Source organism: Neisseria sp. KEM232, from assembly GCF_002237445.1.
Classification (GTDB): Bacteria; Pseudomonadota; Gammaproteobacteria; order Burkholderiales; family Neisseriaceae; genus Neisseria.
Map to the genome: position 1 here is coordinate 1,440,656 of NZ_CP022527.1, position 13,255 is coordinate 1,453,910.

Genomic DNA, 13,255 nt, shown 5'->3' on the forward strand with positions numbered 1-13,255 from the left:
AATCCGCCGCTGCAAAACAGGGTATACCGACATGGAACAAACCGTTTACCTCTACACCGACGGCGCCTGCAAAGGCAATCCCGGCACGGGCGGCTGGGGCGCACTACTGCGCTACGGCCGCCATGAAAAAGAACTCAGCGGCGGTGCGCGCGACACCACCAACAACCGCATGGAGCTCACCGCCGTCATCGAAGGGCTCAAAGCCCTCAAACGCAAAAGCCGCGTCGAAATCTGCACCGACTCGCAATATGTCAAAAACGGCATGGAAAGCTGGATACGCGGCTGGAAGAAAAACGGCTGGAAAACGTCGGCCAAGCAGCCGGTGAAAAACGAAGACCTGTGGCGCGAACTCGACCGCCTCGTCGCCGAACACGACGTCGTCTGGACATGGGTCAAAGGCCATGCCGGACATCCTGAAAACGAACGTGCCGACGCCTTGGCCAACCAAGGCGCGGCGGCAGCAAAACAAAGCGGCGAGAGGCCGCAGGAGGCCGTCTGAAAATGGATTTGGAACAAATCGGCAAACGCAGCGGCCGCCGCTCCGACGCCGACCCGCAGCTGCAATTTCTCCTGCAAAGCGCCAAAGCGTGGCGGCAGCTCGATAACATCGTGAAACAGGAGCTGCCCGCCAACCTGCATCCGCACGTTCAGACGGCCTGCATCGAAGAGGGCGCGCTGGTGCTGCTGGCCGCCAACAACATGGCCGCCTCGCGCCTGAAAATGATCGCCCCCGCCCTGCTGCCGCGCTTGCAGCAGTACAGCGATCTGATACAAAGCGTGCGCGTCAAAACCGTGCCCAAGCCCGCCGCGCCGCCGAAAGAAAACAGCCTGCGCCTGAGCGCCGCCGCCGCCGAAAGTTTCCGCCGCAGCGCCGAGCAGCTGCAACACCATCCGCAACTGGCCGCCGCTCTTCGCCGATTGGCCGGCAAATATCAAAAATAATTATCTTTCGTCGGGGTTTTGTGGTAGATTCCGCCTCTGACGCCCGCGCCGCAGAGGCCGCAGGCGGAACGGGAGCAAGAGTCAGACCTTTGTTTCCCCGACTTATTTTTTAACATCATCAGGAGATGAAACATGAAGGCATACTTAGCACTGATTTCCGCAGCCGCACTGGCGCTGAGCGCGTGTGGCGACAACAAACCGGCCGAAACCCCCGCCGCGCCGCCTGCCGCTTCTGCCGAAGCCGCGCCCGCGTCTGCCGCCTCCGAAGCCGAACCCGCCGCGCCTGCCGCTTCCGAAGCCGCGCCCGCAGCATCCGCCGAAGCTCCTGCCGCCGCAGCCGGCGCGTGCGAAACCGTGGTGGAATCAGACGACATGATGAACTTCAACACCAAAGAGCTGGTTATCGACAAAACCAACTGCAAAGAGTTCAAAGTCACCCTGAAACACACCGGCAAAATGCCGAAAACCGCAATGGGTCACAACATTGTGATTTCCAAAGCCGAAGACACCCAGGCCGTGATTAAAGACGGCGCGGGCGCAGGTGCCGACGGCGATTACGTCAAAGCAGGCGATACGCGCGTGATTGCGCACACCAAACTGATCGGCGGCGGCGAAGAAACCAGCGTCACTGTCGACACAAGCAAATTCGCCGACGGCGGCAAATACGAGTTCTACTGCTCTTTCCCCGCCCACTCCGCGCAAATGCTCGGCCACATCACTTTGAAATAAACCCGCGCATTTTCAGACGGCCTGCACGCAAGCAGGCCGTTTTTGTTTTTGCGGCACACGGAAGGGCGTATACTCCGCGCCTTTCGCAAACCAAAGATTCAGGCCGTCTGAAAACGCCGCCGCCAGCATAAGATTGGCAGCCAAAGACTGTCCGGACGGCCGCAACGGACGACAGACATGAACCTTTTCAACACCCGCAGCGTCACTTTCGACGAACCGATAGAAATGCTCTACGCCTGCCACGGCAAAGTCCGCCGCTTCTGCGAACAGGTCGGCATGCTCGACGGCTATATCGCCGAAAACGGCCGCAACGACATCGTCTTGCGTACCATCCGCCAGATTGCGCAGTATTTCGACGTTGCCGCGCCGCTGCACCACGAAGACGAAGAACTCGACTATTTCCCGCTGCTGCTGCGTTACGCGCCGCAGGCGCAGGCCGACGTGGACGAGCTGCTGCGCCAGCACGTTGTCCTGCACGCCAACTGGGCGGCGGTGGCCGACGAGTTTGCCAAGCTGGAAGCCGACGAACACTACCGCCCCGATGCCGCCGCCTTCCAAGCCTTCGTCGACGGCTACGCCGTGCATCTGGTTTTGGAAGAAGGCTTGTTCGAGCTGGGCAAAACGCACATTCCCGCCGACGAGCTGACGCGCATCGGCAAGAATATGGCGCAGCGGCGAAAGCCCAAGGCCGTCTGAAAGCCCCTGATGCGGCTGTTCCATACCCTGCAAGACCTTGCCGCCGCGCTGCCCGAGATGCCGCGCAACGGCCTGATCCTGATTCCGGAAACGGTTGCCGTCCTTATCCATCCCGTCCCGCACGGGGCGTTTTCCGCCCTGTTTTCTCCCCAAGCCCGTTTTATCGTCCAAGCTGCCGACGAGCGCGCGCGCTTTGCTTACCGCGCATGGCTGTCCGTGCCCGTATTCGCCCGTATCGCGCAAGCCCTGCCCGCCGCTGCCGGCGACAGGCAATGGCAGGCCGCGCTGTCTGCCTATTTTGTGCCGCCGCCTGAAATGCCGACGGCGCAAACGCAGCACCATCCCGCGCCCCTGACTCTGCCGCCGCTGCCCGACGAGGCGGCGCGTTTGGCCTGGTGGGCGCAGTGCGTTCGCGCCTACTTGGATTTGTGGGGAGGCGATCGTCCGTTTTTCCCCGTTTCCCGCGCCGATTTGGCTGACTGCGAACGGCGTATCGGCTGCCCGCTGCCGCCCGTGCTGCGTGCCTATTACGAACATATCGGCGTGCAGTATCCGGCTTGGACAATTTATACGCCCGAGCTTATCGAGCCGTTGGCCGATGCTTGTTTTTGGTTGGACGGTATTTGGGCGGAACTGCCCGCCGCCGAAGCCGACGCAATCCGCATGCAGGCCGACGGGCTGCTTGCCTTCGGCGAAAGCCCGGACGACGGCGGCCTGTGGTGTTTCCACCGGAACACCGGCCGCATCTGGCGTTGCGGCTGCGACGACGGATGTCTGACACAGCTTCCCGTCGATGCGGGCGGCTGGCTCGACGCGGTGATGATTCTGTCGGCGGCACGGGCGAACGGACACGCGGACGGGGCGGCCGTAGCGCTGCTGCGGCAAAGATTGGGCAGCGCGGCGGCGGATAAGTTGATGGAAAAGGCCGTCTGAAAGGAAAGGCCGTCTGAAACGGGAGGTGCGTTTCAGACGGCCTTTCTGCGTCCGCGCGGCGCCTGCCTGTGTGGGTGTGCAAAACGGCGGAGGCCGTCTGAATCGGGTTTCAGACGGCCTCTGTGTTGCTGCGGTGGGGTTTAGTTTTCCGCTTCTTCCTGTCCTTCCTGCGTTTCGGCGCTTTCGCTTTCCAGGTTGTCGAGCAGTTTGCCGAGCAGGCGTTGCAGTTTGCGGTGGTCGGCTTCGTCGAAGCCTGCCCAGATCGGGTTGCGTTTTTCGGTGATTTGCGGCTGCATGCGGTGGATGAACGCTTCGCCTTCTTCGGTGAGTTTCAGGACGGTTTGGCGGCGGTCTTGGGCGTTGCCGCCGCGTTCGACCCAGCCGCGTGCGACCATGTCGTCGGACAGGCGGGTGGCGCTGGTGCGGGTGAGGCAGAGCAGGTCGCTCAGGCGCGAGGGCAGGGTTTCGCGGTTGGGCGCGGCGTAGAGCGAGAGCAGGGCGAACCAGAGGTTTTCGGTGATGCCTTCGGCTTTGAGGCATTGGTTGAGGTTGGTGCCGAGGTGTTCGGCGGCGAGGCGCACCATGCGGAAGGTGAGGGTGCGGTCGAGGGGGAAATCGGGCAGGTTTTCTGCGAGGACGGTGAGTTGTTTGGCGGTTTCGGTGTGGGAAAAGGTCATACTGCTTCCATACTTTCATTAATGCGGCCTTCCGATGCTATTTGCTTAAAATCATCGGTTTGGCGGGGCGCCATCATAAAACGGTAACAGGTAAACAAGTGTTTTGCCCGATATTCGGTTGCGGAATTTTTTTAAGCGGTAGGAAGCGGGAGGCCGTCTGAAAGCGTGCGGGCGGCTTGGTGTGTTTCAGACGGCCTCCTGCGGCGGCCGGGTGCGGCGGTCGAATGCTTCGAGCGAGAGGTTCATGCTTTCGAGGCCGGGGGTCATGATTTGCGAGACGGCCTGGCCGACGGAGTCGCCGGGGTCGGCGGCGGGGCGGTAGACGAAGAGTTGGAAGAGTTCTTCGAGGCGGATGTTGGAGGCTGTGGTTTTGAGTACCCAGCCGAGGTTGCCGTTGTAGATGTAGCCGTGCCGTGCGAGTTTGTCGAGCAGGTCGCCCAATTCGTCGTAGCCCATGTCGATGTGGCGGCGGAAGTCTTGGATGCGCAGGGTTTGTCCGCTGTTTTGGGCGCGGTTGAGCAGCAGGAGGATTTTTAATACGTCGTCGAAGCGGCCGCGCGCGCCGAAGCGGCCGCGCGCGCCGAAGCTGCGGCGGAAGGCGTCGCCCTGCCAGTAGGACAGGGAGGAGGTGAAGACGGCGCCGCCCAGCAGGAGCATCCACAGCAGGTTGAGCCACATGAGGAAGACGGGCACGGCGGCGAAGGCGCCGTAGATGAGGGTGTAGCTGTTGAAGGTGCCGATGTACCAGGCGAAGCCGCGCCGCAGCAGATCGAGGAGGACGGCGGTGAGGGCGGCGCCGATGAGGGCGTGGCGGGCGGGGACGTAGCGGTTGGGCACGAGACGGTAGAGCAGCCAGAGGGCAGCGGTGTCGAGGGCGAGGGAGCCGGCGGTTTTGAGACCGTCTGAAAGCCAGGCGGGCAGGGCGGCGAGGCTGCTGTGCGAGAGCAGAAGTTCCCAAACGGAGAAGGCCGCGCCGACGGTGAGCGGGGCGAAGGTGAGCAGCATCCAGTAGACGAGAAACTGCATCCACAGCGGGCGCAGGTTTTTGACCTGCCAGATGCGGTTGAAGGTTTGGTCGATGGTGCGGATGAGGAGGACGGAGGTGACGACGAGGAAGGCGATGCCGATGGCGGTGAGTTTGGCGGCGTTGCTTTGGAAGCGCGCGAGGTATTCGCGCACGACGTCCGCGCCCTGCGGCACGAGGTTGCCGTCGATAAAGCCGAGCACGGAGGCGGACAGGCGGTCGTACATCGGGAAGGCCGAGAGTACGGACAGGACGACGGTCAGCACGGGCACGAGGGCGAGCAGGGTGGTGAAGGTGAGGCTGGCCGACACTTGCGGCACGTCCACTTCGTCGAAGCGGCGGTAGAGGAAGGAGGCGAAACCGAAGGCGCGGGATTCGCGCACGGTGTGCCATGAGAAGATTTTCCGCATGAGGGTTCTCCGTGGTGTCTGTTTGCCTGTGCGGTTGGCGGCCGTCTGAAAAGGCGGCGCGGGCGGTATGGGAAGCGTCAGGCCGTCTGAAAACGGGGAAACGGGTTTTGACTTCGTTGCAACTTCACTTTCAGACGGCCTTTCGGGTTTCAGACTGTCTTTTGAGGCCGTCTGAAACGGCGGAAGCTGCGCTCCTTCTCCCGTGCGGTCGCAGAGGAGGGGGTGAAAAGGCCGTCTGAAAACGGAAAAGCGGGTTTTCAGACGGCCTGATGCGGGGCAGCGTTCAGTTGAGGCGTTTTTGCCCCGCCATTTCGCGTTCCCATTCGAGGCGGTAGTTCATCAGTTCGCCGTAGCCGTCGATCATTTCGGTGCACTGCATCTGTTCGGCGGCATCGAGGATGTCGGCCAGCACTTCGACGGGTTCGATTTCCAGGCCGTAGAGCTGCGGGTCGAAGTCGATGCCCAAGAGCACGGCGTCCTGATCCATGCCCACCAGCCATTCGTGCAGGAAAAAGTCCAGCGGCAGCTCGTCGACTTCGTGATCCGCCCATTCTTCGGCGATGCAGGCTTCGGCTTGGGCGCGGTCGTGCCAGACGCAGAAGACGGGCACGGGTTCGCCGTCGTCTTCTTCGTATTCGGCCGACGGGCATTCGGCAACGTCGTCTTCGGGGGAGACCAGGGTGTAGAGGGTGCGGCTGCCGAGGGCGGCACGGATGAAGCGGTTGTATTCTTCGTCGTCTGGGTGGGGGAACATGGGTTTCCTTTCAGGGGGTGAGGCCGTCTGAAAACGGTTTATTCGTCTGCCGCGCCGCCCGATTCGGCGGCTTCCATTTCGGCTTTCACGGCCTGGTAGAGGGCGCGGAAGTTTTTCGGCGGCTTGTTCTGCTCTTTTTCTTTGCGCGCGTTGCGGATGAGGGTGCGCAGCGCGGAGAGGTCGGCCTGCGGGTGGGCGGCGGCAAATTCGGTAAACGCTTCGTCGTTGTCGAGCAGGCGTTCGCGCATGTTTTCCACGCGCTGCAAAAAGGCGTTGTGCGCGCGGTTTTCTCCTTTGAGGCGGGCGAGGAATTCGCGGATGGGTTCGGGGTCGGTGTCGCGCATCAGGCGGCCGATAAACTGCGTCTGCCGTTTGAGCGCGCCGTTGGAGGTGATTTTTTTGTAGTCGCGCACGGCCTGCGCGAGTTCTTCCGACAGGGGCAGTTTTTTCAGCGTTTCGGCCGACAGGCGGGTAAGCTCCATGCCTAAATCCTGCAAGTCGTTCATGCGCTTTTTCATTTGGGTTTTGCTTACCCATTCTTCGTTGTCGCTGGCGCTCATTTTCTGTTTCGCTATCTGGTTGCCGTCAAGAGGCGGCATTTTAGCAGCAATGCGGCTTGCCTTCGCACAAAAACGGGTAAAATGCCGTCTGAAAACCCTACCACGGAGCATTTTATGTTCAACCACACGCCGCAGGAACTGACGGATTTGTGCGCCTTCGCCCTCGATGCCGCCAAACGCAGGGGCGCAAGCGCCGCCGAAGCCGATTTGAGCGAATCGCTCGGCCAGAGCGTCCAGGTGCGTTTGCAGGAAATCGAGCAGATCGAGCACCAGCAGGACAAATCCCTCGACATCACCGTCTATCTCGGGCAAAGCAAAGGCCGCGCCAGCACCGCCGACTTCTCCCGCCGCGCCATAGAAGAAACCGTTCAGGCTGCCCTCGACATCGCCCGCTACACCGCGCAGGACGATTGCGCCGGCCTCGCCGACGCCGGTCTGATGGCCACCCGCTTCGGCGATCTCGACAAATTCCATCCGTGGGACTTGTCCGCCGAAGAAGCCGCCGAACTCGCCCGCCGCTGCGAAGCCGCCGCCCTCGACGCCGACCCGCGCATCAACAATTCCGAAGGCGCGGGCATCCAGACCTCGCACTACCAGTTTGCCTACGGCAACAGCCACGGCTTTCTGCAACACGAACGCGGCACGCGCCACAGCGTTTCGTGCAGCGTCGTTGCCGCCGACGCCGACGGCGCCATGCAGCGCGACTACTGGTACGACCTCGCCCGCAGCAAAGAAGAACTCGACAGCATGGAAAACATCGGCCGCACCGCCGCCGAACGCACCGTACGCCGTCTGAACGCCGGCAGCCTGCCCACCGGCAGCGTCCCCGTCCTCTTCGACGCCACCGTCTCCGCCGGCCTCATCGGCCACATCGTCGGCGGCCTCTCCGGCGGCGCGCTCTACCGCCAGAGCAGCTTTCTCGTCGACAGCATCGGCAAAAAAATCCTGCCCGAATTCCTCAGCCTGCGCGAAGAGCCGCATATTCCCCGCGCCTGGGGCAGCAGCTGGTTCGACAGCGAAGGCGTCGCCACGCACCCGCGTTTCGTTATCGAAAACGGCGTCGTGCAGGGCTATTTTTTATCGTCGTACAGTGCGCGCAAACTCGGTATGCAGACCACGGGCAACGCGGGCGGCGCGCACAACCTGATTCTGAACGCCACCTGCCCGACACAGGCCGACCTGCTGCGCCAGATGGGCAGCGGCCTGCTCGTCACCGAATTGATGGGGCAGGGCGTCAATATGCTCACCGGCGACTATTCGCGCGGCGCGGCAGGCTTCTGGGTGGAAAACGGCGTTATCCAATATCCCGTCGAAGAAATCACCGTCGCCGGACGCTTGCAGGATATGCTGCTTGGTATTGCGGGCGTGGCCGACGACGCCCTGCGCCGCTCCTCGCACAAAGTCGGCTCGATACTGATAGACAAAATGACCGTGGCCGGGCAGTAAACCGCGTCCGAACGGCAAAGAGGCCGTCTGAAAACCCGATTTGGGATTTTCAGACGGCCTCTTCGTGTTGTGATTCCGTTGATATAGTGAATCAAAATAAAAAAGATACAAGGCAGCAAGCCGCAGACAGTACAGGTAGTACGGGGCAGGTTTTCTTGGCATTTCCAATGCCGTAGAAAACCGCCCTCTGTGAGCTAAGGCGCAGCAACGCCGTAGATTTTTTATTTTGGCTCACTATACCTTTGCTTTTCAGACGGCCTTATCTCGCATGCCGTTCGCGGTAGGTTTCGAAATCGAGCACGCAGATGGGAAAAGACACGCCCGCGTCGGGATGGTTTGCACCGCCGCCCAAGTCCAGGCACAGATCGTCGTAGAGCCATGCCTGCACCGCCATGCCCAGCCGAAAAGCGGCCAGCAGCAGAATTAGAAACAGAATCCGGCGGATGTAAATTCGTTTTTTAACAGTGTTTATAGTCGGCTTTTGGGTTGGGAAGCGGGGCATTGCTTCTATAAGGCCGTCTGAAAGGGTTTCAGACGGCCTTCGGGCTTTCAGGCTGCCGTCACATGATGCGGGCAGGCAGCCTGAAAACCACCCAAGCGGTAGGTCGGGCATTTATGCCCGACATCTTGCTTACCACGGCTGCGTAGTCGGGCCGATGGTGAACTCGCTCACGTTGGTGTCATCGGGTTGCGACAGGGCAAAGGCTACGACATTGGCCACGCGCTCGGCGGGGATTTCGTAGTTGTCGTACAGCTCGCGGTAGCCTTTGGACGTGCCCTCGTCGGTGATGTGGCTCACCAGCTCGGACTGAACGGCGGCGGGGCAGATTGTGGCGGTGCGGATGTGCGTGCCCGCTTGCGCCGATTCCATGCGCAGGGCTTCCATAATCGCGCGTACCGCCCATTTGGTGCCGCAATACACCGCCGCGCCGGGGTAAACCTTCAAGCCCGCCACGGACGAGGTGGTAATCACATGGCCGCTTTATCGCGCGGCGTGATGGGGCCGTCTGAAACGCCGCCCGGACAGGCTGAAGGCCGTCTGAAAACGGGTTTCAGACGGCCTTTGGCGATAGCGGCGGGAATGTCCGTCCGCTCAGTCCCAACCGTGGCGGAAATCGTGATGGCGGTGGCGGTGCGGACGGAAGCCCGCACGGTCGTCATACCGGTCGCGGCGGCGGCTTTCGCGCCATTCTCGGTAGCGGCGTCCGCGTTCGATCTCTTCGTCTTTGCGGTTCATTTCTTTGTTGTGGTAGGCATAGGCATTGCCCGCCAGTCCGCCGGCGGCCGCACCCAGCAGAATGCTCTGGCTGTCGCCGCCGATTGCGCCGCCCAGTGCCGCTCCTGCGGCCGCACCGGCCAGCGTGGCTTTGGTGCGGTTGGCCGTGCCGCGTGCCTGCGCGGGCGTGGCAGCAAAGGCCAGCAGGGCGGCAGCGGTCAGCGCGGCGGCAAACGTTTTCTTGGCTGTCATATCATTTCCTTTTCATACAACACCGGCACTTGCCGGATGCGCGGCATTATAAGGAGGCACAGTCGGGAAAAATGTACGGAATCGGCAAAACAGCGTAAACCGTTGCGATGGAGTTTGGCGGCGGCGGCAATCGGTTTTCAGGCTCCTCATTCCGCCTCAAACTGCGCCCCGCCCTTATTCATCAGCAGCGCGGGGCGGATTTCGCTAGGGGCTGTACTAGATAAGCAGTCATGTTAGACTGCAAAAATGAAGATAACCCGTTGTAAACTAAAAAAGAGTATTCAAAAGAAACTGCTTCAGTTTTTTGTACTCGAAGTTACTGCCCGTTCAGCAGCTGATTTATTGGGCATCCACCCTAATTCGGCAGTGCTGTTTTACCGCAAGATTCGCGAAGTCATCAGCCATCATCTTTCATTGGAAGCCGATACGGTTTTTGACGGCTCAATTGAGTTGGACGAGAGTTATTTTGGCGGACACCGCAAAGGCTTCGACTCCGTCATCACCCACCACAAGTTTCCTTTCATTGTCTTATTGACGGTGATGCGCGGTGGTAGCTCAGTTGGTTAGAGTACCGGCCTGTCACGCCGGGGGTCGCGGGTTCGAGCCCCGTCCGCCGCGCCAAACATTCGTTTTTCCTTTCTTCATTTTATATTTCCTTTCTTGATTTATTTTGCGGCCGGGTTTCCCGGCCGTTTTTCTGTCTGCCGTCTGCGCGGCTGCCGAGGTCGGGGGCGGCAAGGCCGTCTGAAACCCCGTTTTCAGACGGCCTTAATCTTGCGCCCCATGCGTTTGGGCTATAATCCGCCCCTTTTTCAGACGGCCTCTTCCCATGATTCCCTTAGACCGCGTTCCCGCGAAAAACGACCCCCGCCTGCCCGTTTTGCTGCTGCAATTCACCTTTGTCTTCTGCGGCATCACCTTTTGGGGCTTCAACCGCAGCCCCGCGCAGGTCGGCCTGATTTTGGCCGTGTGCGTCGTGCTCGACTGCACGCTGCACTATCTGTTGCGCAAGAAAACGCTGCTTGTGCCCATCAGCGGCCTGATTACCGGCCTCGGCCTCTCCGTGCTCACCAATTTTTCGCACGGCCTGTGGCTCGCCCTCGTGCCGCCGTTTTTCGCCACCGCCTCGAAATACGTGTTCACCGTAAACGGGCGGCATGTTTACAACCCCGGCCTGTTCGGCGTGATTGCCGCGCTGGTGCTCAGCGACGGCATGATTACCCCCGCGCCCGCCTACCAGTGGGGCGGCGCGGGCATCACCGCCTTTTTCATCGCCACCGCCGCGCTGATGCTGTTTGCCCTCAACATCCGCCGCAGCGTTCTGATCGTGTCCTTCCTCGTGTTTTACGCCATGCAGCTCGGCCTGCGCGCCTGGCTGCTGCGCCACCACATCCCGCCGCAAACCCTGTTTATGGGCGCGTTTTCCTCGCCCGCCTTCTACCTCTTCACCTTCTTTATGATTACCGACCCGCCCACCTCCGCCGAATCGCGCAAAGGGCAGGTGTTCATGGCCTTTTTCATCGTTTTCGTCGATCTGCTTCTGCACAAATTCCAAAGTTTCTCGACGCTGTTTTACTCCGCCTTCCTGTATATGACTCTGCGCGGCCTGTGGCTGGCGTGGCAAAACCGCGCCCGCTACCGCCATCCCGCCCCCGTTCTCAAACAACAGGCCAAAGCCCTGTTGCTTACCGCCCTGATCGGCCTTACCGGCTGGGGCGCCTACCGCGCCAACCACGCCTTTGCCGCCGACGACATCCGCTTCCGTTTCGCCGAAATTCCCGCCGCGCAAAGCGGCATAGGCGGCAAACAGGGCGACATCTGGCAGCGCACCGACCCGCGCATGCAGCACGTTGCCAAATGGCTGCTCTCCGTCGGCGATGCCGCCGCCGTGGCCGATGTCGACAACGACGGCCTGCCCGACATCTTCCTCACCCAGCCGCTCAAATCCGAGCAGGACCGCGCCCAACTGTTTTTAAACAAAGGCGGTTTCCGTTTCGAGCGTTTCGACATCCCCGCTCTTGCGCCCCACCGAACCCACCCCGAGCAACACGGCCTGATCGCCGCCGCCACCTGGTTCGACATGGACAACGACGGCGACCAAGACCTGCTCTTGGGCACGGGCTTCGGCAAAGGCCGCCTACTGCGTAACGAACTCAAAGAAACAGGCCGTCTGAATTTCAGCGAAATCGGCCATGAAAGCGGCCTCGACCACTACCAAATCAGCGTCGCCACCAACGTTCTCGACCTCGACAACGACGGCAGACTCGACATCTTCGTCGGCAACGTCATGCAAACCCACCTGCCCGGCTACGGCCGCAGCGTCCCCTACAACATCTTCAAACTCCCCGAGCCTGAATACCCGGGCGACCGGCGCATGTTCAACGTCATGCACCGAAGCTGGCATAACGCCAATAATGCCGACGAAAACCTCCTTTTCCGCAACCTCGGCGGCGGCCGCTTCGCGCGCATCCCGCAAGACCAAACCGGCTTTGCGGGCAAACGCTGGACCATGGCCGCTGCCACGGGTGATCTCAACGGCGACGGCTACGCCGACCTCTATATCGCCAACGACTTCGGCCCCGACGAACTCTATCTCAACAAACAGGGACAAGGCTTCCAAGCCATTAAAGGCAGCTTCGCCGGCTCCGTCGGCCGCGACACCTACAAAGGCATGAACGCCAGCTTCGCCGACCTCGACGACAACGGCCGCCCCGACATCCACGTCTCCAACGTCCACGAAAAACTGCAGGCCGAAGGCAGCCTGTTGTGGATGAATTACAGCCAAAGCGGCCAAACCGACGCCGCCGCCTTCCGCGACGAAGCCGCCCGCCGCAACGCCCTGAACGAGCGCCGCTTCGGCTGGGGCGCGGCCTTCGGCGACCTCGACCGCGACGGCCGCCTCGACTTCATCCAGGCCAACGGCATGGCCGACGACGCCTACGACAAAAAAGAAGCCGTCTGCCCCGACTACTGGTATTGGAACGCGCAAATCGCCCTCACCAACCCCGACGTGCACGGCTACGCCGACCGCTGGGCCGACGTGCGCGGCCGCTGCGTCTTCGGCTTCGAGGCCAACCGCGTCTATATGAATAAAGGCGCCTACTTCGTCGACATGGCCGAACAGGCGGGCTGGACGAAAAAAGGCACCTCGCGCGGCATGATCCTCGCCGACTTCGACAACGACGGCGACCTCGACAGCCTCGTCACACACATGACCGCCGCCCCGAGCCTCTACCGCAACGACAGCCAACCCGCCAACTGGATAGGGCTGCAACTCGTTGGCAACGGCACAAGCTGCAACCGCGACGCCCAAGGCAGCACCCTCGTCCTCGCCGCCGAAAACAGCCCCACCGGCGCGGCGCAACACCGTGAGGTCTACGCCAACAACGGACTCGCCGCGCAAAACGACCGCCGCATCCTCTTCGGCCTCGGCAGCCGCCCCGACAAAGAAGCCCGCATCACCGTCCGCTGGTGCGGCTACGGCAAAGAGCAGACCTACACCCTGAAAACCGGGCAGTACCACCGCATCGAACAGCAGTAAACCCCTTTCAGACGGCCTTTGCGGTTACGCAGAGGCCGTCTGAAAGCAACAAGCCGCGTAAGTCGGGCATTGATG

14 protein-coding genes, 1 tRNA gene and 1 pseudogene are annotated in these 13,255 nt (G+C 61.4%); 9 read left to right on the forward strand and 7 right to left on the reverse strand.

Annotation, left to right across the window (positions count from 1 at the left end; all coding sequences use genetic code 11):
• Window positions 1–31 precede the first annotated feature (31 nt).
• The 5 genes from rnhA (at window position 32) to CGZ77_RS07160 (ending at window position 3,300) form a co-directional block, all read left to right on the forward strand.
• Entirely contained in the window at window positions 32–499 is a 468-nt protein-coding gene (gene rnhA, locus CGZ77_RS07140) for a ribonuclease HI (protein WP_009426201.1), read from the forward strand.
• A gap of 2 nt (window positions 500–501) precedes the next feature.
• Window positions 502–942 (forward strand): DciA family protein, encoded by a 441-nt coding sequence (locus CGZ77_RS07145; RefSeq protein WP_009426200.1) that lies wholly within the window; start codon window positions 502–504, stop codon window positions 940–942.
• Between the two features lie 132 nt (window positions 943–1,074).
• Window positions 1,075–1,671 (forward strand): azurin, encoded by a 597-nt coding sequence (gene azu / locus CGZ77_RS07150; RefSeq protein WP_009426198.1) that lies wholly within the window; start codon window positions 1,075–1,077, stop codon window positions 1,669–1,671.
• A gap of 177 nt (window positions 1,672–1,848) precedes the next feature.
• Complete coding sequence (locus tag CGZ77_RS07155; RefSeq protein WP_009426197.1) at window positions 1,849–2,367, forward strand: hemerythrin domain-containing protein; 519 nt, start codon at window positions 1,849–1,851, stop codon at window positions 2,365–2,367.
• Between the two features lie 9 nt (window positions 2,368–2,376).
• Window positions 2,377–3,300: an SMI1/KNR4 family protein gene (locus tag CGZ77_RS07160; RefSeq protein ID WP_009426196.1), complete on the forward strand. Its 924-nt coding sequence runs from the start codon at window positions 2,377–2,379 to the stop codon at window positions 3,298–3,300.
• A 140-nt stretch (window positions 3,301–3,440) separates the two neighbouring features.
• On the opposite strand, the gene CGZ77_RS07165 is transcribed toward CGZ77_RS07160, so the two are convergent.
• The 4 genes from CGZ77_RS07165 to yjgA form a co-directional block, all read right to left on the reverse strand.
• Window positions 3,441–3,977 carry a MarR family transcriptional regulator gene (locus tag CGZ77_RS07165; RefSeq protein ID WP_009426195.1) on the reverse strand — a complete coding sequence of 179 codons (537 nt, stop codon included), beginning with the start codon at window positions 3,975–3,977 and terminating at the stop codon, window positions 3,441–3,443.
• A 186-nt stretch (window positions 3,978–4,163) separates the two neighbouring features.
• Window positions 4,164–5,411 (reverse strand): YihY family inner membrane protein, encoded by a 1,248-nt coding sequence (locus tag CGZ77_RS07170; protein WP_009426193.1) that lies wholly within the window; start codon window positions 5,409–5,411, stop codon window positions 4,164–4,166.
• Window positions 5,412–5,694: 283 nt separating this feature from the next.
• The gene (locus tag CGZ77_RS07175; protein WP_009426192.1) at window positions 5,695–6,165 is read right to left on the reverse strand and encodes a DUF2750 domain-containing protein; all 471 of its coding nucleotides are present in this window, start codon (window positions 6,163–6,165) and stop codon (window positions 5,695–5,697) included.
• Between the two features lie 38 nt (window positions 6,166–6,203).
• Complete coding sequence (yjgA, locus tag CGZ77_RS07180) at window positions 6,204–6,725, reverse strand: ribosome biogenesis factor YjgA (protein WP_036496150.1); 522 nt, start codon at window positions 6,723–6,725, stop codon at window positions 6,204–6,206.
• A 114-nt stretch (window positions 6,726–6,839) separates the two neighbouring features.
• Between yjgA and pmbA the strand changes: the two genes are divergently transcribed.
• Entirely contained in the window at window positions 6,840–8,171 is a 1,332-nt protein-coding gene (gene pmbA / locus CGZ77_RS07185) for a metalloprotease PmbA (RefSeq protein WP_036496138.1), read from the forward strand.
• Between the two features lie 259 nt (window positions 8,172–8,430).
• Here the strand turns inward: pmbA and CGZ77_RS07190 are convergent, their stop codons facing one another.
• The 3 genes from CGZ77_RS07190 to CGZ77_RS07200 all read right to left on the reverse strand — a co-directional run bounded on the left by CGZ77_RS07190 (window position 8,431) and on the right by CGZ77_RS07200 (window position 9,639).
• Entirely contained in the window at window positions 8,431–8,673 is a 243-nt protein-coding gene (locus tag CGZ77_RS07190; protein ID WP_009426189.1) for a hypothetical protein, read from the reverse strand.
• 129 nt (window positions 8,674–8,802) lie between these two features.
• Window positions 8,803–9,144: an SDR family oxidoreductase gene (locus CGZ77_RS07195; RefSeq protein WP_009426188.1), complete on the reverse strand. Its 342-nt coding sequence runs from the start codon at window positions 9,142–9,144 to the stop codon at window positions 8,803–8,805.
• A 120-nt stretch (window positions 9,145–9,264) separates the two neighbouring features.
• The gene (locus CGZ77_RS07200; protein WP_009426187.1) at window positions 9,265–9,639 is read right to left on the reverse strand and encodes a glycine zipper domain-containing protein; all 375 of its coding nucleotides are present in this window, start codon (window positions 9,637–9,639) and stop codon (window positions 9,265–9,267) included.
• 246 nt (window positions 9,640–9,885) lie between these two features.
• On the opposite strand from CGZ77_RS07200, the pseudogene CGZ77_RS07205 reads away from it, so the two are divergent.
• The 3 genes and pseudogenes from CGZ77_RS07205 to CGZ77_RS07215 form a co-directional block, all read left to right on the forward strand.
• Window positions 9,886–10,125, forward strand: a pseudogene (locus tag CGZ77_RS07205) (IS1595 family transposase); the annotation flags it as partial.
• 58 nt (window positions 10,126–10,183) lie between these two features.
• Window positions 10,184–10,260 (forward strand) — tRNA-Asp (locus CGZ77_RS07210).
• 208 nt (window positions 10,261–10,468) lie between these two features.
• A complete protein-coding gene (locus CGZ77_RS07215) occupies window positions 10,469–13,180 on the forward strand; it encodes an FG-GAP-like repeat-containing protein (RefSeq protein ID WP_009426592.1) in 2,712 nt (903 codons plus the stop codon).
• Window positions 13,181–13,255 lie beyond the last annotated feature (75 nt).